Origin of the sequence: Nonomuraea sp. NPDC050786, assembly GCF_040654115.1 — a bacterium.
Taxonomy (GTDB): domain Bacteria; phylum Actinomycetota; class Actinomycetes; order Streptosporangiales; family Streptosporangiaceae; genus Nonomuraea.
Genome location: NZ_JBFAHJ010000042.1, coordinates 72,109 through 94,938, shown reverse-complemented (window position 1 = coordinate 94,938; position 22,830 = coordinate 72,109). Strand labels below are relative to the sequence as shown.

The following is a 22,830-nucleotide window of genomic DNA, read 5'->3' as shown; positions in this document are numbered from 1 at the left end:
AGCAAATGGCTGATCAGGATCAACCCGGTGCGCAAGGGCCGGCATTACCTGCAGCGCCTCGCGGAGCGCGGCGCGTTCACGGCCGACAAGTCCCGGGTCCTGGGGCTCTTCCCGGTCGAGCGGTACGAGTACGACGACACCGAGCTGGTGCGCGAGGTCACCGAGCGGCTCGGCCAGGTGCTCCGCGGCCGGAAGCCGGACGCCCGCACCGTCACCCTGCTCGCCCTGACGCACCACAGCGGCGTGCTCAAGCAGCTGTTCGCCATTGACGACGAGAAGCGGATCGAGGAGCTCGTCAGGGACGACTGGGCGGGGCAGGCCGTCAAGACCTACGTCGACAAGACCACGACGAAGCCCGATACAAGCGGTGCCGGCGTGACCCTACTGGACGCGGGCGGGTCATAGGATCTGTGGAGTACGGCCGGCGCCGGGTTCCTGCATAGCCCGGCGCCGGCCGTACTCGTATGTGTGCAGCTATGTGTGCAGCTCGGACATGACTGAGGCCCCTCCACCACCGGGACGGCGGCGGAGAGGCTCAGCGGAGCCCGGCCCGCGGGCGATCAGTTGACGAAGTACCGCTTGGCGCCCTCGGTCATCAGCAGGCCGACGAGCAGCGCGGACAGCACCAGGGAGACCCCGTTGGACACGTAGTCCGTGGTCAGGACGGCGGTGACGATGCCGAGGACCGCGGAGACGACGAAGAGCCCGATGATGGCGGTGCGCGTGGCGGCCTGCCGGCGCGGGATCCTGATCACGAGGATCAGCTGCGCCACCACCAGGACGGCCGAGATCAGCAGCAGAATCCACATCACCCCCATCGAGGGCAGCGCCGCGGACGCGGCGGCGATCTCGGGGTCGCTCGACAGGGCGTTGACAGCGGCCAGGCTCAGGGCCCCGATCGCCAGCAGGATGACGCCGAGCACCACGCTGATCCACATGAACACCTGGACGGCCCGGACAGTTCCCGGCATTCCCGGGATCAACTCGTTGTTGTGAGCCATTAACCTTTCCTCTCTGGAAGGAACGAAAGCCTGGGAGAGCCGCCGAGTCGCTCTCCACAGGCGGGAAGCCTCAGCACAAATGCGCGGCAGCCGGGTCGCGAATTCTGCGCTTGCACGCATCGGCCACTTTCATCAGAATTCGGCAACAGCGTCTACGTGGAGGACCGTAACAACACCTCGCTTCCTCACCGCTTCCCCGCGATATGGCATTTGTCCGCAACGACGCGCGACTTCGGCGCTTTCGTGGGCGCGGCTGTCGACGGGCAGCGTGTGGCCGGCCGTGATCGGTCACACGATCTCCAACGAGAGCGCCGGCACGCTCAGCCTGCTCGGCTCCGACGCCGACGCGCCGGCCCCGATATCGTGCGGCCGTGACCGGTCCTACACAGCGTCCACTGCTCTTCCTCGACGTCGACGGACCCCTCATCCCCTTCGGCGCGACACCACAGCAGTATCCGGACGGCTATCCGACCTTCCAGACGGATCACGAGCCTCCGGGGACCGGCTCGAATCCGCTTCTGTCCAGGATCAATCCCGCGCACGGGCCCCGCTTGACGGCACTGCCTTGCGATCTGGTCTGGGCCACGACCTGGATGGACGACGCGAACGCATACGTCGCCCCACGGCTCGGCCTGCCACCGTTGCCCCTCGTGAGCTGGCCGGAGCCGGCCGGCATCGACGAGCAGGACGTGCCCTGCTCCATCGTGTCGACCCACGCCATGCTCTCACTGACGCCGACTACGTCTTTCTCGACGCGTGGCTGCGCACACCTCAGACGACCGGGTAGCGGTACGGCGTCACGCCGAGCCGCCGATCCCTTCGGCGGTCTCCCACTCGTCGAGGTTCATCAGCATCAGCTCGAAGTGGTCGCGCAGCTTGCCGCGATACGTCTGGTTGGCCGCGCGCAAGCGCGCGATCTCCCGCCCCACCGACTCGTCACCGGCGACGTCCTGCTCATCGGCCGCCTTGGCCAGCATCGTGCCCCGCCTGAGCAGGGCGTCCTCGATCAGCTCCCGGCTGTACCGCTGCGCGTCCTGGATGTACTGGTCAGCGGTCTGCTGCGCCTGAGAGAGCAGGCTCGCCGCGTAGACGTGCGCCTCCTGGACGCGACTGGCCACCGAGCGCGACGCGGCCTGCTCGGCGGCGTCGACACGGGCCAGCCCGGTCTCCTTGGGCGTGGCCTGCGGCTGCTCCCTGGGAGGCGCCACGGGCTCCGGCCGCTGCGGCGCCTGCTGCTGCATCGCGTTGTCGCGCAGCAGCTTGACCTCGGCCTCCAGCGCCTTCTTCTCCTGCGTCAGCCGTACCAGCTCGGCTTCCACCCGGTCGAGGAGGTTGTTGACCTGGTGCTCGTCCAGGCCGCGCTTGCCGAGCGGGGCGCGGCGGAACACCACGGCCCGCAGCGCCGCCGGGGTCAGCCGCTCAGCGGAGGCCTCGTTGCCCGGCGCCTGGGGCTCGTCCCACTGCGGCTCCTCCCAGGCCTCCGCCTGCCAGCCGTTACCGTCAGCGCCTCCGCCGGAGTCGGCATCGCTCCAGCCGGAGTCGGCGTCGTTCCAGCCGGAGTTGGCGTCGTTCCAGCCGGCACTGTCGCCTCCGGCGTCGGTCCACGGCTGCAGCTCCTGCACGGCGCGGTGCCCGTTGCCGTTGCCGTTGCCGTTGCCGTTGCCGTTGATCGACCGGTCGGGCGGCGGGAACGGCTCCATCGAATCATTCATGTGGCGAACCTCCTGGAAGGCGTGACGGCGCTCGCGAATCTCTCCAAGCGGATGCGGCTGTCGCTGAAGCCGTTCGCCCGCAGCATGTCGACCGTGCTGTCGACCATGGCCGGCGGACCGCACACGTAGGCGTCGTAGCCCTCCCACCGCCCGTAGCGGCTGACGGCCTCGCCCACCGTGCCCGTGGTGGCGACGCTCTGGTCCTCCAGCTCCGACAGCGCCGTGCGGACAGTGAGCCAGGGGAACTTCTCCTCCCAGCCGCGCAGCACGTCGAGGTCGTACAGCCCGGCGGGCTCGCGCGCGCCGACGAACACCGACACCCACGGCGGCACCGGCAGCCTGGTCACGTGCTCGAGTATGGCTTTGATGGGGGCGAACCCGGTGCCGCCCGCGATGAGCAGGATGTTGCGCCCCGTGTTGGGGTTGAGCGTGAGGGTGCCGACGGGTGCGCCCAGCTTGACGACCTCGCCCTCGCGCACGTCGCGGACCAGCGTGCGGCCCACCGCGCCGTCCGCCTTGACGTGCAGCTCGATCGTGTTGTCCCGGCGCGGCAGGTTGGCCATCGAGTAGTAGCGCCACATGTTGGGCCACTGCTTGACCTCCACGGGCGCCGACTGCCCCGGGACGTACTTGAAGGGCCGGTCCACCAGCAGCCGCAGCACCGCCACGTCCACGCTCCTGCGCTCGTGGCTGATCACCTCGGCCGTCCAGTACGCGGGCCGGAGGCTGGCGTCCTGCCGCGCCCCTTCCGCCAGCGTCCGGGTCAGCAGGGACAGGAAGTCCCGCCACTCCTCCTCGACCGCCTCATCCCACACGTTCCCCGAGAAGCGCTGCATGGTGTGCACCAGGCTGGCGCTCCACTGCTCGTAGTGCTCGCTCTGGATGCCGGACTTCCGGTGGCTGCGGGCGAGCTGGTGCAGGTACGGCGTGATCTCCGACAGGTTCTGCGCGTGCTCGACCGCGTACGACAGCGCCGTCATCAACCGGTCGCGCTGACGGCGCATCTGGACCGGGAAGAGCTCACGCAGCGCGGGAGCGCGCAGGAACAAGTCGGAGAACAGGTAGAGCGGCACATTGTCGCCATATTTGGCGACGAGCTCAAAATTGGCTTTCACCTGGGCGAACGCGGGGGCGCCTGCGCCATGGGGCGACAGCTGAACGCTCGTGCCCGGCATGTGGCCTCCAGCCTTCTGTCAACGCTCGAACTTGCCCTCAGTCTCGCGTCGGCCGGGCTTGAGCTTGTAGTCGCCTGAGTCATGGGCCCCATATGACATCTGTCATCCGCCGCAAAGGCGTCCGCAAAGACGTCCGCAATGGCGTCCGGAAAAGCGGCGGGAAAAGCGGCGGGAAAAGCGTCCGGAAACGCCAAGGGCGCCCCAGGAGCGGGGCGCCCGTGTGGACGACGAGTCAGGCGGCGGCGGTGGCCATCTTGCGCAGGCGGGCCAGCGCGTCGCGCTCGATGCGGCGGGCGCGGTCGCGGCCGATGCCGTAGCGTTCGCCCACCTCCGTGAGCGTGTGCTCGCGCCCGTCCACCAGCCCGTACCGCCAGCGCAGCATCTCGCTGGTGGGCCCCTCGAGCCCGGTCAGCCACTGGTCCAGGCGCTCGCGCTCGAGGATGTCGATGGCCTGCTGCTCGGGATCGGCCCACGTCTCGTCGGCGATCATGTCGCCGAGCTCGGTCTCGTCCTCGTCACCCACCCCGAGCTGGAGCGAGACCGGGTCGGACGCCCACCGCCGCAGCTCGCGCACGCGCTCGATCGGCAGGTCGAGGATCTCGGCGAGGTCGTCGTCGGTCGGCTCGGCGTCGAACTCGGCCAGCATGTCGCGCCGGACCCGCATCAGCCGGGTCATCTGCTCCCCCGCGTGCGTGGGCAGGCGCACCGGGCGGGCCTGCTCGTGGATGGCGCGGCCCACCGACTGCCGGATCCACCACGTCGCGTACGTCGAGAACTTGTATCCCCGCCGGTAGTCGAACTTCTCGACGGCGCGCACCAGCCCGAGATTGCCCTCCTGCACCAGGTCGATCAGCGGCATCCCCCGCCCCGAGTATTTCCTGGCCACCGCCACCACCAGGCGCAGGTTGGCCTGGATGAACTCGTCCTTCGCCCGCTGGCCGGAGACGGCCAGGCGCTCCAGCTCCTCGTCGGCCGCGTCCCCGATCCGCGGCTCCGAGCCCCCGCTGTCGAGCAGCTGCTCGGCGAAGAGACCCGCCTCTATCCGCTTGGCGAGCTCCACCTCTTCCTCCGCCGTGAGCAGCGGGACCCGGCCGATCTCAGCCAGATATGTCCCCAGCAGATCGCGCTCCGCGACGTGCTGCTCCTGCGTGCGACTCCCCGTAGGCCTTGCCATCCCCAGGCACCTCGTTCCGCAGCTGCGTTCTATACCCGGCCAACGTCCGGCCAGGAGCAAAGATTCCCTAAAGCACTACGTCCGAGGGATGGTTCTGGATGTCCTACTCAAGGAGGAGACCGTCGTGAAACACCTGGTGAACGAGGGGGACGCCGGGCCGGTAGGCCAGGTGTACGTAGGAGGGGGCGTCGAGCACGACCACGTCGGCCCGGGCTCCGGGCCGCAGCCACCCTACGTCCGTACGCCGTAGCGCGCGTGCCCCACCGTACGTCGCCGCCCTGACCGCCTCCAGCGGCGTCATCCGCATCTCGCGTACGGCCAGGGCCACGCAGAACGCCATCGACGACGTGAACGACGACCCCGGGTTGCAGTCGGTCGCCAGCGCCACGGTCGCCCCCGCGTCGATCAGCCGCCGCGCGTCGGGGTACGGCGAGCGCGTCGAGAACTCGGCCCCCGGCAGCAGCGTCGCCACGGTGTCCGAGGAGGCCAGCGCGTCCACGTCGGCCGGCGTCAGGTGGGTGCAGTGGTCGGCGGAGGCCGCGCCCAGCTCGCAGGCGATCCGCACGCCGGGCCCCTCGCCGAGCTGGTTGGCGTGCACCCGTGCCCCCAGCCCCGCCTTCAGCCCGGCGCTGAGGATCTCGCGCGTCTGGTCGCCGTCGAACGCCCCGCGCTCGCAGAAGACGTCCACCCATTTCGCGTACGGCGCGCACGCGTCGAGCATCTCACCGGCGACGAGCCGCACGTAGGAGTCGGCGTCCATGTCCGCGGGCACGACGTGCGCCCCCAGGAACGTGGTCTCGCCGGTCAGCCTGGCGGCGATCCGCAGCGAGCGCCGCTCGTCCGCGACGCTCAGGCCGTACCCGCTCTTGATCTCCACGGTGGTCGTGCCCTGCGCGAGCATCTCGTTCACCAGGCCCAGCGTGCGGGCGGCCAGCTCGGCGTCGCCGGCCCGCCGGGTGGCGGCGACCGTGGTCCTGATGCCGCCTCCCGTGTACGGCTCGCCGGACATGCGGGCCTGGAACTCGGCCGTCCGGTCACCGGCGAAGACCAGGTGGGCATGGCTGTCCACGAAGCCGGGGATGACGGCCCGGCCCTCGACGTCCACGCGCTCGTCGGCGTCGGGGGCCCGGGAGGACGGCCCGACCCACGCGACCAGGTCGTCGTCCAGGACGAGGGCCGCGTCCTCGATCTCCTCGCGCTCGGGGTCGCCCGTGTAGAGCAGCCCGATCCCGTCGATCAGCGTCGTGGTCATCGCGTCCTCTCCATCGCCTCGGCCAGCAGGGATCCGACATCGCCCAGCTCGTGCCGCCCGTCCTCGACGATCCGGCGGCCGCCGGAGACCACCGAGTGCACGTCCGCCGCCGTGGCCGCGAACACCACGGCCTCCACCCCGCGCGCGCCCGCCGTACGCACGGAGTCGAGCCGTACCGACACGAGGTCGGCCCAGGCGCCGGGCACGAGCAGGCCCGCGTCGGGGAAGCCGAGCGAGGCGTGACCCGCGCCCGTGGCGGCGGCGAGCAGCTCGGCGGCGCTCCAGTTGCCACGCTTGCCGCTGTTCAGGCGTTCGTCCAGCTCCACGGCCCTGGCCTCCTCGAACAGGTCGATCATGGCGTGGCTGTCGGAGCCGAGCGTGATGCGCGCGCCCCGGTCGGCCGCCGTCCTGGCCGGGCCGATGCCGTCGGCGAGGTCGCGTTCGGTGGTGGGGCACATGCAGATGTACGTGCCGGACTGGGCGATCAGCTCGATGTCCACGTCGGTCAGGTGGGTGGCGTGCACCGCGGTCGAGCGCGGGCCGAGGGCGCCCCGCCCGTGCAGCACCTGGACCGGCGTGGCCGCGTACATCTCCACGCACGCGGTGTTCTCCGCCGGCTGCTCGGACACGTGCATGTGGAGCGGCGCCGCGAACCGGTGGGAGAACTCGACCACGGCCGGCATCTGCTCGGGCGGCACCGCGCGTACCGAGTGGATGGCCGCGCCGATCTCCACGTCGGGCTGCCCCTCGTACGCCGCCGCCAGCTCCTCCGCCCTCGAGGCCCAGCCCTCCCCGGACCCGTCGGTGAAGCGCAGCTGCGCGCCGGAGAGCGGGACACCGATGCCGCCGGACAGGTAGCACGTGTCGAGCAGCGCGATGCGCAGGCCCGCGTCGCGCGCCGCGCGGATGAGGGCGTGGCCCATCGCGTTGGGGTCGTCGTACGGGCGGCCGTCCGGCGCGTGGTGCAGGTAGTGGAACTCGCCCACGCAGGTCACCCCGGCCAGCGCCATCTCGGCGTAGACGGCCGTGGCCAGCCGGAGGTAGGAGTCGGGGTCGAGCGCCGCGGCCACCTCGTACATCTGCTCGCGCCAGGTCCAGAAGTCGCCCTTGCCCTCCTGGGCGGTGCCGCGAAGAGCGCGGTGGAAGGCGTGGGAGTGGGCGTTGGCCAGTCCGGGGACGGTGAGCCCGGGCAGGCGCACGGCCGGGCCCGGCGGTCCCTGGCCGACGCTCGCGATCCTGGCGCCCTCGACCTCGATGAGCACGCCGTCGGCGACGCCGTCGGGCAGCCAGGCATGCTCGCACCAGTAGGTCAGCGACACAGATCCTCCAGCACGTCCGCGAGTGCGATGACCCCCGCCTCGCAGTCTGCCTGCTCGGCGTGCTCGTGGGGTGAGTGGGACACGCCCGTGGGATTCCTGACGAACAACATCCCGCTCGGAACGCCCGCCGCGGCCAGGATTCCCGCGTCGTGGCCCGCGCCCGTGGGGAGGATCGGCGCGGGCGTGTCGCCCCCGGCGACCCGGGCCAGCCGCTCCCGGAGCGCCGCGTCGAAGTCGACCACCGGCGTCCACGACTCCTCCCGCACCTCGACCCGGCCCTCGCCCCGGCCCTCGATTCGCCGGTCCGCGCCGCCACCCGCGCCACTACCTGGGCCGCCACCCGCGCCACCACCTGCGCCGCCACCCGCGCCGCCGTTCGTGCCGGGCCGATCCGCCATGTCGCCGCCGGCCGCTCCGGAGGACGCCTCGTGCGCCAGCTCGGCGACGAGGTCGCGTACGGCGCGCTCATCGGCCCCGCGGGCGTCGAGCCAGGCCGAGACGAGGCCCGGGATCGCGTTGGCGTTGCCGGGCGAGATTCGCACCTTGCCCACCGTGGCCACCACCCCGCGCTCCGCCGCGGCCGTGCGGGCCGCCAGCACCATGCGGGCGAACGGCAGCATGGGGTCGTCCCGGTCGGCCAGCCGCGTGGTGCCCGCGTGGTCGGCCCGGCCCCGGAAGTCGAAGCGCCACCGCCCGTGCGGCCAGATCGCCCGGGCCACCCCGACGGGCCGCCCTTCGTCGACGAGCCCGCGGCCCTGCTCGACGTGGAGCTCCACGAACGTGCCGACCATCGCGAGCGTCTCGTCGTCCCGCCCGATCTCGTGCGCCGCCCGCCCCGCCTTCGTCAGGACGTCGGCCAGCGTGTCGCCGGAGTCGTCCGTGAGCGCGAGCGCCCTGTCGGGCCCCAGCACGCCCGTGAGCAGCCGCGACCCCATGCACGGCACCCCGAACCTGGCGCCCTCCTCGTCGGTGAAGCAGACCACGCCGACCGGCACGGCGGGCCGCGTCCCCCGCTGCCGGAGCAGGTCCAGCGCCGCGAAGGCCGACACGACGCCGAGCGGCCCGTCGTACGCGCCGCCCTGCCGTACGGAGTCGAGGTGGCTCCCCGTGACCACCCCCGGGCGGTCGCGCGAGGGGGAGCCCCACCACGCCCAGAGGTTGCCGTTGCGGTCCTCGCGCAGGTCGAGCCCCCTGCGCCGGGCCTCGCCCGCGAACCACTCGCGCAGCTCCATGTCAGCGTCCGACCAGGCGTCCCTGACGTAGCCGCCGGTCGCCGGATCCCGTCCTATGTGCGCGAGTGGTTCAAGAAGCATGGCCCCACTGTAGTGAATGGATCCATTCAGTTCACGGGGCCACCCCTGGGCCGCAGGGTCAGCTCGGTGAGGTGGGCGTCGGGGCCCGCGGTGACGGCGGCGAGCACGGCCCGCGCCACGGTCTCCGGCTGGAGGTACTTCTCGGGCTCGAACTCGCCGCCCTCGTAGCGGCGCAGCTCGCGCTGCATGTCGGTGGCCGTACGGCCCGGGTAGACGGTGGTGACCCTGAGCTCGGGCTCCTCCAGCCGCAGCGCGTCGGCGAACGCCTTCAGCGCGAACTTGCTGGCCGCGTACGCGGCCCATTCGGGGTTGGCCCGCTGCCCCGCGCCCGAGTTGACGCAGACGACGTGGCCGCCGGCCCGCCTGAGCGCGGGCAGGAGCAGCCTGGTCAGCTCGGCCACCGCGATGACGTTCACCTCCAGCGTCTGGCGCCACGCGTCGGCGGTCAGGTCGGCGATCCTGCCCATGCGGTTGATCCCGGCGCTGTGCACGAGCACGTCGAGCCGGTCGATCCCCGCGACGTCCGGCTCCGCGACCTCCGTCAGCTCCACCGGCCAGGGCCGTGCGTCGGGCAGTTCGGCCGCCACGGCGGCCAGTGACTCCTCGTCGCGGCCGTTGAGAATCACGTGATGCGTGGGGCCCAGGGCCTTGGCCACGGCCGCGCCGATCCCCCGCGAAGCGCCTGTGACCAGCGCCGTCGGTCGTTCACTCATGGAGATCAGCCTATTGAGGTTGACGGCTATTCAAATTTGACTACAAACTTGCACCCATGTCTTCGACACGCATCCTCATCCTCGGCGCCCTGCTCGACGGCCCGATGAACGGTTACGGGGTCCGGCGGCGGCTGGAGGTGATGGGCGCCCATCAGTGGGCGAACGTCGCCTTCGGCTCGATCTACCACGGGCTCAGCAAGATGGCCGACGAGGGCCTGCTGGAGATCGTCGAGGCGGGCAAGGGCGGCAAGGTCGTCTATGACCTGACCGAGCATGGCCGCAAGGAGTTCCACCGGCTGCTGATGACCGCCTGGCACGAGGTCGAACCGATCGTGGACCCGTTCCAGGTGGCGCTGACATTCATGGACCGGCTGGAAAAACAGGAGATCCTGGACGCTCTGTATGGCAGGATGCAGCAGCTCAGGATGCGCGTCGAAACCATCGGTCACATCTTCGGCGTCAAGCAGCGCTATGGCGCCCCCAAGCACGTGGACGAGAACCTCCGCCTGAGCAGAGCCATGCTCCAAGCCCAGCTCGACTGGGTGGAGAAGGCCATCGAACAGGTGGAGGCGGACGAACTGCCCTAAGGAGCTGAACCCCCAATGATCATTGAGGCACACGGCTTACGTAAGACCTTCACCACCAGGAGCAGGAAGGGCACGCAGACCGTCGAGGCGGTCCGCGGCGTGGACCTCGCGGTGGAGAACGGCGAGATCTTCGGTGTGCTCGGGCCCAACGGCGCGGGCAAGACCACCACGATCAGGATGCTCGCCACGCTGATCACCCCGGACGCGGGCACGGCCACCGTCGCGGGTCACAACCTGCTCAAGGAGCCCGCCGCGGTGCGGACCAAGCTCGGGTACGTGAGCCAGGCCGGAGGCGTGGAGGACACCACGAGCGCCAGGGCCCAGATCATGATGGCCGCCAGGATCCACGCCCTGGCCGATCCGAAGCGGGCCGCCGCCGAGGTGCTGGAGCGCTTCGACCTGGCCGAGCTGGCCGACCGCCCCGGGCGTACCCTGTCGGGCGGGCAGAAGCGGCGCGTGGCCATCGCGCTCGGGCTGGTCCACAACCCGCCGCTGCTCTTCCTCGACGAGCCCACCACCGGCCTCGACCCGCAGAACCGCGCCAACCTCTGGGACCGCATCAGGCAACTGCGCGAGTCCGGCACGAGCGTGCTGCTCAGCACCCACTACCTCGACGAGGCCGACGCGCTCTGCGACCGGCTGGTGATCGTCGACCACGGCCAGATCGTGGCCGAGGGCACCCCCGGCGACCTCAAGCGCGAGGTCTCCGGCGACGTGATCACGCTCAGGGTGGACGACCCGGAGCGGGCCGCCGACACGCTCAAGCCGTACGCCCGCGAGACCCGCGTCGACGAGGACCTCCTGCGCGTCTACGTCGACGACGGCGAGCACACGCTGCCCGCGCTGCTGCGGGCACTGGAGGAGCAGGGCCTCGGGCTGAGCTCGATCGCGCTCGACCGGTCCACGCTCGACGACGTCTTCCTGGCCAAGACCGGCCGCACCCTCCGCGACGCCGGAGCCGCCGCATGATCCGCCACGTCGCCCTGTTCACCGGCTACGAGCTGAAGAAGTCGTTCAGCAACCCGATCTGGCCGCTGTTCGGCATCATGCAGCCGGTGCTCTACCTGCTCATGTTCGCGCCGCTGCTGAAGTCGCTGACGCCGGGCGGCACGACGGCGGACGCGCTGCGGATGTTCACCCCCGCGTCGATGATGATGATCGCGGTCTTCGGCTCGCTCTTCTCCGGGTTCGGGCTGATCGCCGAGTTGCGTAACGGCTCGCTCGAGCGGTACGCCGTCAGCCCCGCGTGGCGGCCGGCCATCGTGCTCGGGCGGGTGGCGAAGGACATGGTCGTGCTGGTGTGCCAGGCGATCCTCGTGCTGATCGTGGCGATCGCGATGGGCGTGCGCATCGGGGCCGTCGAGCTGCTGCTGGTCCTGCTGCTCATGGCGGCGACCGGGCTGTTCGCCTCGGGGCTGTCGCAGGGGCTCGCGCTGACCGTACGCGATGAGAACGGCATGTCGCAGACGCTCAACCTCTTCATGCTGCCGATCATGCTGCTGGCCGGGCTGTTCATCCCGGTCTCGTTCGCGCCGGACTGGATGCAGGCCGTCGCGCCGATCAACCCGCTCTACCACGCGGTCGAGGCCGGGCGGGCGCTGTTCGCCGGGCGGCTGTCGGACTCGGAGATCCCGATCGCGTTCGCGGTGTTCATCGTGCTGGCGGTGCTCACCACGATCTGGTCGATGCGGTCGCTACGCAGGATCGCCGGGTAGGAACGTACCGGTCTCGTCGGTCATCCGCTCGTACTCCTCCAGCCGGGCCTGGGTGCGCAGCGGCGCCGCGTCGGCCATGGCCTCGACCAGGGCCATGGCCAGGGCCAGCGGCGCCGCGTGCGAATCGAACACGAGCCGGTCGCCGACGGGCGCGTCCAGCACGACCTCGGCCGGGAAGTCCGATCTATCGGTTATGGCCGCCACGCGCAGGCCCAGCTTCCCCGCGTACTCCAGCGCCTGCACCGCCTCCGTGGGATACCTCGGCAGCACCACGGCCACCACCCACTCCGCGCCCGCCCTGCGCGCGGCGTGCAGCCCGTCCACCAGCTCCGACCCGCCGTGCGTGAGCAGCCGCACGTCGGGATGGATGCGGCGGGCGTAGTAGGCGAAGGTGGTGGCCAGCCCGCACGAGACCCGCAACCCCAGCACGGGCAGCGGCTCGGTGGCGGCCAGCTGCTCGCCCAGCTCTTTCAGCGGGAACGCCGACAGGCGCTCCCTGACGAGCGCGAGATTGCGGATCTCGCAGTCGATCGCCCCGCGCAGCAGGCTCTCCTGCGGAGCCTCCACCCCGCCGCCGCCCAGCACCAGCGGACGCAGCGCCTGGCGCAGCTCGGGATATCCGGCGAACCCCAGCACCATGGCGAAGCGGGTCACGGACGGCTGGCTCACCCCTGCCCGCTCGGCCAGCTCCACGCTGGACAGGAAGATCGCCTCGTCGAGATGCTCGCTGAGGTAGTGCGCGATCCTCCGTTGCACGGGCGACAGCCTCCGGCCATCCAGCAGCACACCCAGCCCACCGTGATATCCGTCCGCCACGCCCATCTCCAACGTCGTCCACCCCGCATCTCATCCCGTCGGACGCCACAACCACCCCACCGCCCCCAGCTGGGACGGCGGGCCGGGGTCAGGACTCGCGCATCGGGATGCGGACGCCGCGGGCGGCGGCCACCTCGGCGGCCTCCTCGTACCCCGCGTCCACGTGCCGCATGACGCCCGTCCCAGGGTCGTTGGTCAGCACCCGGTTCAGCTTCTCCCCCGCCAGGGCGGTCCCGTCGGCCACCGTCACCTGGCCGGCGTGGATGGAGCGCCCGATGCCGACGCCGCCGCCATGGTGGATGGAGACCCAGGCGGCCCCCGAGGCCGTGTTCAGCATGGCGTTGAGCAGCGGCCAGTCGGCGATCGCGTCGGAGCCGTCGGCCATGGCCTCGGTCTCGCGGTACGGCGAGGCCACCGACCCGCTGTCGAGGTGGTCGCGCCCGATCACGATGGGCGCCCGCAGCTCGCCGGAGGCCACCATGTCGTTGAAGCGCTCCCCGGCGACATTGCGCTCGCCGTACCCGAGCCAGCAGATCCGCGCCGGCAGCCCCTGGAAGTGCACCTTCTCCCCGGCCTTCCTGATCCACCGCGACAGGGCCTCGTTCTCGGGGAAGAGCTCGAGGATGGCCCGGTCGGTGGCGGCGATGTCGGCGGGATCGCCGCTCAGCGCGGCCCACCGGAACGGCCCCTTGCCCTCGCAGAACAGCGGCCTGATGTACGCGGGCACGAACCCCGGGAAGTCGAAGGCCCGCCCGTATCCCGCCAGCCGCGCCTCGCCCCGGATGGAGTTGCCGTAGTCGAAGACCTCCGCCCCCGCGTCCTTGAACCCCACCATCGCCTCCACGTGCCGCGCCATCGAGGCCCGCGCCCGCTCCGTGAACCCGGCGGGATCCTTGTCCCGCGCCGAGGCCATGTCCTCGAAGGCGACCCCCACCGGCAGGTACATCAGCGGATCGTGGGCCGAGGTCTGGTCGGTGACGATGTCGATCTCGGCGCCGCGCGCCAGCAGGGCGGGCACGGCCTCGGCCGCGTTCGCCACGACGCCGATGGACAGGGGCTCCCGGGCGTCGCGCGCCGCGTACGCCAGCCGCAGCGCCTCGTCCAGCGACGCGGCCTCCACGTCGAGGTAGCGGTGCTCGATCCGCCGGGCGACCGAGCGCGGGTCGCAGTCGATGCAGATGGCCACCCCGCCGTTCATGGTGACGGCCAGCGGTTGGGCTCCGCCCATACCGCCGAGCCCGGCCGTCAGCGTGATCGTCCCGGCCAGCGACCCACCGAAGCGCTTGTCCGCCACCGCCGCGAACGTCTCGTACGTGCCCTGCAGGATGCCCTGCGTGCCGATGTAGATCCACGAACCGGCCGTCATCTGCCCGTACATGGTGAGCCCGGCCGCCTCCAGCCGCCGGAACTCCTCCCAGTTCGCCCAGTCGGGCACCAGGTTGGAGTTGGCGATGAGCACCCGGGGCGCCCACTCGTGGGTGCGGAACACACCCACCGGGCGCCCCGACTGCACCAGCAGGGTCTCGTCGCCCTCGAGCGTCGTCAGCGTCCTGATCAGCGCGTCGAACGACGCCCAGTCACGCGCCGCCTTGCCCGAGCCGCCGTAGACGACGAGCTGCTCGGGATGCTCGGCGACCTCCGGGTCCAGGTTGTTCTGGAGCATGCGGAGCGCCGCCTCCTGCGGCCACCCCTTGGCGGTGATCGTCGTGCCTCGTGGCGCGCGCACGCTGCGGCTCATCGTGACCCTCCTGAATGAAAACATTCATCTTTGTCACCGCAGGGTACAACGGGCCGCGTTCAGCGGTCCGTTGCAGGTAGCGGAGTCTGCACCTACAACGCGCCACGGTTCAGCGGTCAGCTGACCAGGAACTGTGTGGCGGCCAGCTCCCGGTAGAGCTCGTCCTCGCCGACCAGCGAGTCATGCGTCCCGACCGCCCGTACGCCGCCGCCTTCCATGACCACGATCCGGTCCGCGTTCGTCACGGTGGACAGCCGGTGGGCGATCACCAGCACGGTCGTCTCCTGGGCCACCTCGGCGATGACCTCGCGCAGCCGCAGCTCGTTGACCGCGTCGAGCTGCGAGGTGGCCTCGTCGAGCAGCAGCAGCCTGGGCTTGCGCAGCAGCGCCCTGGCGATGGCCACCCGCTGGCGCTCGCCGCCCGACAGCAGCACGCCGCGGTGCCCGACCGGCGTCTCCAGCCCTTCGGGCAGCCTGGCGACCAGGTCGTCGAGCCTGGTACGGGCGATGGCCCGGCGCAGCTCCTCCTCGGTGGCGTCCTGGGCGGCGAAGAGCAGGTTCTCCCGCAGCGTTCCGGCCAGCACGGGAGCGTCCTGCTCGACGTACCCCAGCGCGCCCCGCAGCTCGCCCAGCGGCCAGTCGCGGATGTCCCGCCCGCCGATCTCGATCGTCCCGCTCTGGTGGTCGTAGAAGCGTTCGAGCAGCGCGAACACCGTCGACTTGCCCGCCCCGGACGGCCCCACCAGCGCGGTCAGCCCGCCTGGCGGCACCTCGAAACTGACCCCGTCGTGCACGATCGGCCGGTCCTCGCCGTACCTGAAGACGACATTCTCGAACGTCACCCCGACCGGCTCCGCGGTGCCCGCGACGGCCGCGCCGGCCGGCTCGGCGGGCAGGTCCTCGATCTCCTTGATCCGCTTCATCGCCGCCAGCCCCTGCTGGAGCTGGACCCCGCCCTGGACGAGCTGCCCGATCGGCGGCACGAGGTAGAAGAGGTAAAGCAGGAACGCGATCAGCGACGACACCTCGAGCGCGCCCGAGGAGACCCTGGCCCCGCCGATGGCCAGCACGGCGAGGAACGCGATCTGCACCGACATCCACGTCGCCACTCCCGCGAGCGACGTCCATCCGGCGACCTGCAGTCCCCTGTCGCGGGCTCGCGTCGCGGCGTCGCCTACCACCGCGATCTCCCGCCCCTCCGCGCCGCTGGCCTTCACGGTCCGGTACGCCTGCAGCGCCCGGTCCAGCACGGCGCCCATCTCGCCCACGGCCTCCTGGGCCTGGATCTGCGCCCGCCGGATCCTCGGCATGATCAGCGCCACCAGCCCGCCGACCACCACGACCACGAGCAGCGTGACCAGCAGCAGCACGGCGTCCATGGTCGCCATCATGACGATGGCCCCGACCAGCATGAACGCGGCGCTGACGGACTCGACGATCCCGTTGGTCAGCACGGTGCGCAGCAGCGTCGTGTCACCGGTCACCCGTGACAGCAGGTCGCCCGGCTTGAGCCGGTCCACGTCCGCGACCCTGAGCCGCAGCATCCGGTCGACGAGCCTGCGCCTGGCGCCGAGCACGATGCCCTCGCCCGTGCGCTCCATCAGGTAGTTTCCCCCGGCCGACACGGCCGCCCCGATCAGCACCGCCGCGGTCAGCCCTAACAGCGGCCCGGCCACCGATCCTGCCTCGCCGAACGCCTCGACGACGTACTTGGCCAGCAACGGCATGGCGAGGCCCGCGGCCGAGCCGATCAGTCCCAGCAGCCCGCCCAGGAACAGGATCTTCCGGTGCGGGCGGATGTAGGCGAGCAACTCCTTGACCACCGCATCTCCTCTCACGACATATCCCGACTTTCTCCAACGAACGGCGCGGCACAATCCGCACCGCGCCGACAGGGTCAACCTAAATTGACGACCTAAGTATGTCAACTTTGGTTGACGCTCATTCCTGAGGAGGAGACGACATCCGGAGGCCGCCCGCAGACGAATAGGGCGTCGAGGAACCCGGCCGGAACCTCGCACCACCCGATCAGCCTCTGAAAGGACCGAAAATGGAGCTCCGGATCAACCGGCGCGCTCTGGTCGGACTTGGCCTCGCCGCAGCGGTCGCCGCGTCGTCGGCGGCCGTGCTCCGTACCGACTCCGGCACCGCTTCCTCGCACCGCGAGGCGCCCATGATCGCGGGCGACCCGCAGCACGACAACACGGACGTGTACGCGTTCGTGAGTCCCGACAAGGCCGACACGGTGACCTTGCTGGCGAACTGGATCCCGTTCGAGGAGCCCAACGGCGGCCCGAACTTCTACCCGTTCGCCACGAGGTCCCGGTACAACATAAAGATCGACAACGACGGCGACGCCCGGCCCGACATCACCTACGAGTGGACCTTCCGCAACGAGGACAGGCGCGGCACCACCACGTTCCTCTACAACAACGGCCCCGTCACCTCGCTCGACGACCACAACCTGCTCTTCCGCCAGCGCTACACGCTCAAGAAGATCACTCCCGGCGGCACCAGGACGCTGGTCGGCGACGGCGTCGTCGCGCCGAGCAACGTCGGCCCGGCCTCCATGCCCGACTACGGCACCCTGCGCGCCCAGTCCCTCAGGAGCCTGCCCGGCGGCGGCAAGGCGTTCGCCGGGCAGTCGGACGAGGCGTTCTTCGTCGACCTGCGCGTGTTCGACCTGCTCTACGGCGGCAACCTGTCCGAGGTGGGCCAGGACACCGCCAAGGGCTACAACGTCAACACCGTGGCCATCCAGGTGCCCGCCAGGGAACTGGCGCTCAAGGGCGACGTCAGGCGCAACCCCGTGATCGGCATCTGCTCGACGACCGACAAGTTCAACGGCAGCAGGTACGTCCAGGTCTCGCGCCTGTGCAACCCGCTGGTGAACGAGGTCGTCTCGCCCGCCGGGCTCAAGGACGCCTTCAACGCCCTCCCACCGGAGCGGGACGCCGACGTGGCGCCGCTGGTCAAGCGGGTCACCGACCCGGAGGTGGCCAGGCTGCTCGAAGGCGTCTACGGCATCAAGGCCCCCGCGACCCCGCGGAACGACCTGGTCGAGATCTTCCTGACCGGCATCGCCAAGCGGAACGGCCCGATCAAGGCCGACCTGAACTCGCAGGTGCTCAACAAGGACGCGGGCCGGCTGCGCCCCTCCGAGATGCTGCGGCTGAACATGGCGATCCCGCCCGCCAAGGACCCGAACCGCCTCGGCGTGCTCGCCGGTGACCTGCAGGGCTTCCCGAACGGCCGCCGTCTCTCCGACGACGTCGTGGACATCGCGTTGCAGGCCGTGGCCGGCGCGGCGCTGACCGGCAAGCTCGTGCCGGGGCTGACGGACAAGGTGGACAGGAACGACAAGCCGTTCCTCCAGTCGTTCCCGTACATCCCGCTGCCCAGCAATGTCGCGGTGAGCCAGCGCTGACTCCCTGACCGGCCTGCTCCCTCTCCAAGCAGGCCGGCCCGCCCCCGGCGGCAGACTCCCCGTCTCCCACCGTCTGCCGCCGGCGAGCGGCCGGCCGTCCGTGGTCCCCGTCACGGCCGGCCGGCCGTCACCCTCGTGAGGTCCCTCAGCACTGGAGCCATGGACATGCGTTCCCTCGCCGTACTCGCCGGACTGGCCCTCCTCGGGGCCACGGCCTTCACGATCTTCTCGTTCTCGGCGGCGCCCTCGGAGCAGCCGGTGGCGCGGGCCGCGCCGGCCACCGAGACGCTGCAGGAGCGGCTCAGGCGCCTGCCGGGCGACCACCGCGGCTGGGCCGAGCTCGCCTCCCAGTACGTCGACCAGGCCCGGATCACCGGCGACCCGTCGTACTACACCAAGGCGGAAGGCGCGATCGCCGCGGCCGCCAGGCTGCGGCCCGGCGACGACGCGGTCTTCACCGGTCAGGCGGCGCTCGCCGCGGGCCGCCACGAGTTCGCCGACGCGGTACGCCTGGCCGAGCGCGCCGTCCGCGCCAACCCGTACGGCGCGGCGGCCTACGGCGTGCTGGCGGACGCGCGGACGCAGCTCGGGGACCTGCGCGGGGCGCAGCGGGCCGTGGACCGGATGATGGACCTGCGGCCCGGCGTGGCCGCGTTCGCCCGTGCCTCGTACGCGGCCGAACTCCGCGGCGACCTGGCCGGCGCCCGGAAATATCTGGAAATGGCGGAGAACGACGCCTGGTCGCCCGCCGACGTCGCCTACGCCCGCTCCTACCTGGGCGAGCTGGCGCTCCACTCCGGCGACCTCGCCACGGCGGCCGGCTGGTACGCCAGGGCCCTGCGGGCGTACCCCGCCTACCCGCCGGCACTCGCGGGCCAGGCCAGGACCGCCGCGCTGAGCGGCCGCCTGACCGAGGCGTTGGCCCTGTACGACACCGTCGTCGAACGCCTGCCGCTCCCCCAGTACCTGATCGAGCAGGGCGAGACCCGCATCAAGGCGGGCCAGGCCCCCGACTGGACGCTGCTCAGGGCGCAGCGCAAGCTGTTCCGGGCCGCGGGCGTGCGCGACGACCTGACCTGGGCCGAGTTCGAGGCCGACCACGGGGACCCGGCGGCGGCCGTCGAGCACGCCAGGGCCGAGTACGCCCGCAACCCGAACCTCGTCGCCGCCGACGCCCTGGCCTGGGCCCTGTTCAAGGCGGGCAGGCCGGCCGAGGCGCTGCCGTACGCGAAGAAGGCCACCGCCACCGGCTGGCGGAACCCGCTGCTGACCTACCACCGCGCCAGGATCGAACAGGCGCTCGGCCGGCCCGTCAAGGTGGACGCCGGCTTCGACCCGACGCTTCCCGCATTGGCGAGGTTCTCATGAGACCGGTCCGGCTCGGCCTGCTGTCCGCGCTGCTCTCCTTCTGCGCGAGCCTCCTGCTCGGCACCGGAGCCGCCCAGGCCGCTCCCGTGCTGCTCCACCCGCTGGGCAACTTCACCGTCAACCACTACAACGGCCTGCGCGTCTCCCCCTCCGAGGTGAGCAACCTCGCCGTCGTGGACCTGGCCGAGCTGCCCACGCTGCAGGCCCGGCCCCAGGTGAACGGCTCTGTGAACGGCTCTGTGGACGGCTCTGTGGACGGCTCGTACGCGGCCCGCCGCTGCGCCGCGCTGGCCGCCGCCCAGCGGCTCGAGGTGGCGGGCCGTGCGGTGCCGTGGCGGGTGGCCGGCTCCTCCTTCGCCTACGCCCCCGGCCAAGCGGGCTTGCAGACCAGCCGCCTGACCTGCCGGCTCGTGGCCGAGGTCCGCGCCGCCGGGGCCGTGGAGTTCGCGGACGGGTTCGAGCAGGACAGGATCGGCTGGCGCGAGATCACCGCCGTGGGCGACGGGGTGCGGCTGGTCCGCTCCTCGGTGCCCTCGGTGAGCGTGAGCAGGGCGCTGCACGCGTACCCCGACGACCTGCTGGCGAACCCGCTCGACCAGCGCACCGCGACGCTGACCGTCGCCCCCGGTCCGGGCCTGCCCGCCTCCGGCGCTTCCGGCGGCGGCACGGTGCCAGGCGGGATCGGCGGCCCGATAGGTGACGCCTTGGGCGCGCTGGACCGGATGTTCGCGGGGTTGATCGGCTCCGACTCGCTGACGGTCCCGCTCGGGCTGCTGGCGGTCGGGCTGGCCGTGGTGCTCGGGGCCGGGCACGCGCTGGTCCCCGGGCACGGCAAGACCATCATGGCCGCGTACCTGGCGGGGCGGCGCGGGCGGCCCCGTGGCGCGCTCGTGGTGGGCGCGACGGTGACGGCCACGCACACGGTCGGGGTGCTGGTGGTGGGGCTGCTGCTGAGCGTGTTCACGGCGCTGGCGGGTGAGTCGGTGCTGGCCTGGCTGGGGGTGGCCAGTGGCGCCCTGATCGCCGCCATCGGCCTCCGCCTCCTCCTGAACGCCCGCCGCCGCCCCGGCACCGGCCTCCACGGCCACGGGCACGGCCACCGCTACGGGCACGGCCACCGCTACGGGCACGGCCACGGGCACGGGCACGAACATGGCCACGGGCACGGCCACGGCGATGAGGGCGACCACGGGGACGATCAGGGGACAGAACGGGCAAGCCTGGTGGGCCTCGGCATCGCGGGCGGGCTCGTCCCCAGCCCCTCGGCCCTCGTCGTCCTCCTCGGGGCCATCGCGCTCGGCCGCACCTGGTTCGGCGTGGCGCTGGTGACCGCCTACGGCCTCGGCATGGCGGCCACCCTCACCGTCACCGGCCTGCTCCTGGTCAAGCTCGTGGACCGCCTGGAACGACGCGCCTCGGCGGGCCGCCGCCTGGCCGCCAGGCTCTCCGGCCTGGCCCCCGTGGGCACGGCCGCCATGGTGGTGCTGCTCGGCGTGGGCCTGGCCCTCCGCTCGTTCGCCACCCTCTGACGTCCGGCCGATCAGTCGATGCCGGGCAGATCCGGATCGTCGTGCTCCGCGTCGCCGTCGTCCACGCGCCGCGACTTGATGTCCTCCAGCCAGGCCAGGGCGAAGCGCCGGATCTCCTTGGTCCGCACCTCGCCGACGCCGTAGCGCTCGAACTCCTCGTCGTCGATGAAGTCGACGGCCTCCAGCCGCGAGGCCAGCTCGTTCACCGAGAACTCGTCGTGGTGGGCCTTGGCGAGGCTTTCCAGCTCGCGAAGGGCGTACAGGTGGCTCACCGAGGCGATGTCGATGATGTCGCGCGCGTGGCTCCGCTCGTGCAGGGCACACACCTTCAGCCCGACCGCGGCGTCCGGCCCCAGCATCTCGGCCACGTCGGCCAGCGGCAGCTCCATGGCGGCGGCGAGGCCGAGCTCCCTGCCCCGCCGCTCGCCGACGCCGAGCCCTTCACGGATCGAAGGCAGCGCCATGGCCTGGGCGAGCCGGCGGACCCGCCGCGTGGAAGGCAGATCATGGTGCCCGGAGAGGAACTCCTGGAAGGCGATCTTGGCCTTGATCACCGGCCGCCGCCACCGCTCCTCCCGCCGTATGGCCTTGGCCATCTTGCGCGGTGACTGCTTGGCGAAGAACCAGTGGGCCCACGGGGAGCCGGGCCGCGCCAGCCGTACCGCTCCCACCAGCAGCATCGGGGGAACGAACAGGCCCGCCATCCCCGTCCAGATCTTGCCCTTGAGCAGCGTGATGACGGCCAGCGCGAGATTGGCCACGATCAGCACGGCAGGGTTGACCGGCGTGCCGTAGTCCCAGGTCAGGGGGCGCAGGCCGATGAGGAGCAGGCCGGTGACGGCGACCGCGATGAAGACCGCGTCCACCGAGGTGCGCCCCTCCTCCTCCCAGTACACGTCGTGCAGGTGCAGGATCAGCGCGAACTCGTCCAGCACGAGCGCGGATCCGATGCCGAAGATGCAGGCGGCGGCCGCGTAGCCGGGTGCCGAGGCTGAGGAGACGATGAGCCCGGAGACGCCGCCGACCAGCATCAGCACGACGCCGAACACGACGTGGTGGATGTGCATCTCCCCCACGTTCACGTTGCGGAACCAGCCGACCTTCGCCCTGATCAGGCGGACGTTGATGCGGGTGGCGATGAACGCCACGATGAGCGTGACGAAGTAACAGAACAGCGGCAGCCGTCCTGTGGCGACAATGCTCTGCTCGAACCAGCGCTCCATGACTCTAGAAAGAGATGGTACGAGCCGTCCGCACCTTCCACGCCTCAGGCGAGGAATGCCCGCAAAAGAGCTGCGGTGCCTTCGAGGTGCTCGCTCACTGCCCGGCGGGCCGCGTCAGGGTCTCCGGCGAGGACGGCGTCCACGATGGCCTGGTGCTGCACGGCGGCGTGCTCGAGGTTGACCTGGAGCATCGGGATCGCGTTCAGCAGGTCGCTGACCCGCGAGCGGGCGTCGGCGCACGCCGTGGCGAGCAGGGTCGAGCCGGTCAGCTCGGCGATGGACAGGTGGAAGGCCGTGTCGAGGCGGCGGTAGTCCTCGATCGGGGCCTCGTTCAGCTCGGCCAGGCGGCGGAGGAGCACGTCCCGCTTCTCCTCCGTGAGGCCGGCCGCGGCCAGCACCTGCGCCGCCCCGCACTCCACCGCCAGGCGGAACGTGAGCGCGTCCGACAGGTCGTCCCTGCCCATCTCGGCCACGACCTGCCGCAGGTCGCCGGGATCGGGCTTGGGCGGCACGTACGTGACGAACGCCCCGCCGTAGCGGCCACGGCGCACGTCGAGATAGCCGGCCTCCGACAGCGCGCGGATGGCCTCGCGCAGGGTGACCCTGCTGATGCCGAGCTGGACGGCCAGCTCGCGCTCGGGCGGCAGCTTGTCGCCGGGCGCGACCACGCCCAGCTTGATCGCCTGAAGCAGCCGTTCCACGGTCTCCTCGAAGGCGTTGCCGGCCCGCACCGGCCGTAACACCGTCATCAAACGCGCCGACTCGTCC

The 22,830-nt window shown here is 71.4% G+C and carries 20 protein-coding genes; 7 read left to right on the top strand and 13 right to left on the bottom strand.

Features of this window, described 5'->3' with window-relative positions; genetic code table 11:
* The coding region (locus tag AB0H84_RS47750) for a GPP34 family phosphoprotein (protein ID WP_357620063.1) at positions 1–405 on the top strand (405 nt) is incomplete at its 5' end.
* 155 nt (positions 406–560) lie between these two features.
* On the opposite strand, the gene AB0H84_RS47745 is transcribed toward AB0H84_RS47750, so the two are convergent.
* From AB0H84_RS47745 to AB0H84_RS47710, 8 genes are all read right to left on the bottom strand, one after another.
* Positions 561–1,001, bottom strand: coding sequence for a hypothetical protein (locus AB0H84_RS47745; RefSeq protein WP_357620061.1), 441 nt, complete (start codon positions 999–1,001; stop codon positions 561–563).
* A gap of 797 nt (positions 1,002–1,798) precedes the next feature.
* Positions 1,799–2,713: a DivIVA domain-containing protein gene (locus AB0H84_RS47740; protein ID WP_357620059.1), complete on the bottom strand. Its 915-nt coding sequence runs from the start codon at positions 2,711–2,713 to the stop codon at positions 1,799–1,801.
* Positions 2,710–3,828, bottom strand: a complete 1,119-nt coding sequence (locus tag AB0H84_RS47735) for a globin domain-containing protein (RefSeq protein WP_357620057.1) — start codon at positions 3,826–3,828, stop codon at positions 2,710–2,712. The genes AB0H84_RS47740 and AB0H84_RS47735 overlap by 4 nt, the downstream gene beginning before the upstream one ends.
* Before the next feature lie 292 nt (positions 3,829–4,120).
* A complete protein-coding gene (locus AB0H84_RS47730; protein WP_357620055.1) occupies positions 4,121–5,062 on the bottom strand; it encodes a sigma-70 family RNA polymerase sigma factor in 942 nt (313 codons plus the stop codon).
* A 103-nt stretch (positions 5,063–5,165) separates the two neighbouring features.
* A complete protein-coding gene (hutI, locus tag AB0H84_RS47725; RefSeq protein WP_357620053.1) occupies positions 5,166–6,314 on the bottom strand; it encodes an imidazolonepropionase in 1,149 nt (382 codons plus the stop codon).
* Positions 6,311–7,633, bottom strand: coding sequence for a formimidoylglutamate deiminase (locus AB0H84_RS47720; protein WP_357620051.1), 1,323 nt, complete (start codon positions 7,631–7,633; stop codon positions 6,311–6,313). The genes hutI and AB0H84_RS47720 overlap by 4 nt, the downstream gene beginning before the upstream one ends.
* The gene (locus AB0H84_RS47715) at positions 7,624–8,946 is read right to left on the bottom strand and encodes an allantoate amidohydrolase (protein WP_357620049.1); all 1,323 of its coding nucleotides are present in this window, start codon (positions 8,944–8,946) and stop codon (positions 7,624–7,626) included. Before AB0H84_RS47715 ends, AB0H84_RS47720 begins: the two co-directional genes overlap by 10 nt.
* Before the next feature lie 26 nt (positions 8,947–8,972).
* Entirely contained in the window at positions 8,973–9,659 is a 687-nt protein-coding gene (locus AB0H84_RS47710; protein WP_357620047.1) for an SDR family oxidoreductase, read from the bottom strand.
* 56 nt (positions 9,660–9,715) lie between these two features.
* On the opposite strand from AB0H84_RS47710, the gene AB0H84_RS47705 reads away from it, so the two are divergent.
* The 3 genes from AB0H84_RS47705 to AB0H84_RS47695 are packed head-to-tail and all read left to right on the top strand — an operon-like array spanning position 9,716 to position 11,961.
* Positions 9,716–10,246, top strand: a complete 531-nt coding sequence (locus AB0H84_RS47705; RefSeq protein WP_357620045.1) for a PadR family transcriptional regulator — start codon at positions 9,716–9,718, stop codon at positions 10,244–10,246.
* A gap of 15 nt (positions 10,247–10,261) precedes the next feature.
* Positions 10,262–11,215, top strand: a complete 954-nt coding sequence (locus AB0H84_RS47700; protein WP_357620043.1) for an ATP-binding cassette domain-containing protein — start codon at positions 10,262–10,264, stop codon at positions 11,213–11,215.
* The gene (locus AB0H84_RS47695; RefSeq protein ID WP_357620041.1) at positions 11,212–11,961 is read left to right on the top strand and encodes an ABC transporter permease; all 750 of its coding nucleotides are present in this window, start codon (positions 11,212–11,214) and stop codon (positions 11,959–11,961) included. The genes AB0H84_RS47700 and AB0H84_RS47695 overlap by 4 nt, the downstream gene beginning before the upstream one ends.
* Here the strand turns inward: AB0H84_RS47695 and AB0H84_RS47690 are convergent.
* The 3 genes from AB0H84_RS47690 to AB0H84_RS47680 all read right to left on the bottom strand — a co-directional run bounded on the left by AB0H84_RS47690 (position 11,941) and on the right by AB0H84_RS47680 (position 16,338).
* A complete protein-coding gene (locus tag AB0H84_RS47690) occupies positions 11,941–12,717 on the bottom strand; it encodes a MurR/RpiR family transcriptional regulator (protein ID WP_357620039.1) in 777 nt (258 codons plus the stop codon). The genes AB0H84_RS47695 and AB0H84_RS47690 overlap by 21 nt on opposite strands.
* A gap of 148 nt (positions 12,718–12,865) precedes the next feature.
* Positions 12,866–14,515, bottom strand: a complete 1,650-nt coding sequence (gene hutU, locus AB0H84_RS47685; RefSeq protein ID WP_357620037.1) for a urocanate hydratase — start codon at positions 14,513–14,515, stop codon at positions 12,866–12,868.
* A gap of 116 nt (positions 14,516–14,631) precedes the next feature.
* Entirely contained in the window at positions 14,632–16,338 is a 1,707-nt protein-coding gene (locus AB0H84_RS47680) for an ABC transporter ATP-binding protein (RefSeq protein ID WP_357620035.1), read from the bottom strand.
* 227 nt (positions 16,339–16,565) lie between these two features.
* Between AB0H84_RS47680 and AB0H84_RS47675 the strand changes: the two genes are divergently transcribed.
* The 3 genes from AB0H84_RS47675 to AB0H84_RS47665 all read left to right on the top strand — a co-directional run bounded on the left by AB0H84_RS47675 (position 16,566) and on the right by AB0H84_RS47665 (position 20,839).
* Entirely contained in the window at positions 16,566–17,942 is a 1,377-nt protein-coding gene (locus AB0H84_RS47675; protein ID WP_357620033.1) for a DUF4331 domain-containing protein, read from the top strand.
* A gap of 159 nt (positions 17,943–18,101) precedes the next feature.
* Entirely contained in the window at positions 18,102–19,310 is a 1,209-nt protein-coding gene (locus tag AB0H84_RS47670) for a hypothetical protein (protein ID WP_357620031.1), read from the top strand.
* Complete coding sequence (locus AB0H84_RS47665; protein WP_357620029.1) at positions 19,307–20,839, top strand: High-affinity nickel-transporter; 1,533 nt, start codon at positions 19,307–19,309, stop codon at positions 20,837–20,839. Before AB0H84_RS47670 ends, AB0H84_RS47665 begins: the two co-directional genes overlap by 4 nt.
* A gap of 11 nt (positions 20,840–20,850) precedes the next feature.
* On the opposite strand, the gene AB0H84_RS47660 is transcribed toward AB0H84_RS47665, so the two are convergent.
* Together AB0H84_RS47660 and AB0H84_RS47655 are read right to left on the bottom strand one after the other, a co-directional pair.
* Positions 20,851–22,062: a hypothetical protein gene (locus AB0H84_RS47660; RefSeq protein WP_357620027.1), complete on the bottom strand. Its 1,212-nt coding sequence runs from the start codon at positions 22,060–22,062 to the stop codon at positions 20,851–20,853.
* A gap of 44 nt (positions 22,063–22,106) precedes the next feature.
* Positions 22,107–22,811, bottom strand: coding sequence for an FCD domain-containing protein (locus AB0H84_RS47655; RefSeq protein ID WP_357620025.1), 705 nt, complete (start codon positions 22,809–22,811; stop codon positions 22,107–22,109).
* Positions 22,812–22,830 lie beyond the last annotated feature (19 nt).

Coding starts and splice junctions, on each gene's coding strand:
- AB0H84_RS47745 (WP_357620061.1), bottom strand. CDS start 1,001: ATGGCTCACAACAACGAGTTGATCCCGGGAATGCCGGGAACTGTCCGG.
- AB0H84_RS47740 (WP_357620059.1), bottom strand. CDS start 2,713: ATGAATGATTCGATGGAGCCGTTCCCGCCGCCCGACCGGTCGATCAAC.
- AB0H84_RS47730 (WP_357620055.1), bottom strand. CDS start 5,062: ATGGCAAGGCCTACGGGGAGTCGCACGCAGGAGCAGCACGTCGCGGAG.
- hutI (WP_357620053.1), bottom strand. CDS start 6,314: ATGACCACGACGCTGATCGACGGGATCGGGCTGCTCTACACGGGCGAC.
- AB0H84_RS47715 (WP_357620049.1), bottom strand. CDS start 8,946: ATGCTTCTTGAACCACTCGCGCACATAGGACGGGATCCGGCGACCGGC.
- AB0H84_RS47710 (WP_357620047.1), bottom strand. CDS start 9,659: ATGAGTGAACGACCGACGGCGCTGGTCACAGGCGCTTCGCGGGGGATC.
- AB0H84_RS47705 (WP_357620045.1), top strand. CDS start 9,716: ATGTCTTCGACACGCATCCTCATCCTCGGCGCCCTGCTCGACGGCCCG.
- AB0H84_RS47700 (WP_357620043.1), top strand. CDS start 10,262: ATGATCATTGAGGCACACGGCTTACGTAAGACCTTCACCACCAGGAGC.
- AB0H84_RS47695 (WP_357620041.1), top strand. CDS start 11,212: ATGATCCGCCACGTCGCCCTGTTCACCGGCTACGAGCTGAAGAAGTCG.
- hutU (WP_357620037.1), bottom strand. CDS start 14,515: ATGAGCCGCAGCGTGCGCGCGCCACGAGGCACGACGATCACCGCCAAG.
- AB0H84_RS47675 (WP_357620033.1), top strand. CDS start 16,566: ATGGAGCTCCGGATCAACCGGCGCGCTCTGGTCGGACTTGGCCTCGCC.
- AB0H84_RS47670 (WP_357620031.1), top strand. CDS start 18,102: ATGGACATGCGTTCCCTCGCCGTACTCGCCGGACTGGCCCTCCTCGGG.
- AB0H84_RS47665 (WP_357620029.1), top strand. CDS start 19,307: ATGAGACCGGTCCGGCTCGGCCTGCTGTCCGCGCTGCTCTCCTTCTGC.
- AB0H84_RS47660 (WP_357620027.1), bottom strand. CDS start 22,062: ATGGAGCGCTGGTTCGAGCAGAGCATTGTCGCCACAGGACGGCTGCCG.
- AB0H84_RS47655 (WP_357620025.1), bottom strand. CDS start 22,811: ATGACGGTGTTACGGCCGGTGCGGGCCGGCAACGCCTTCGAGGAGACC.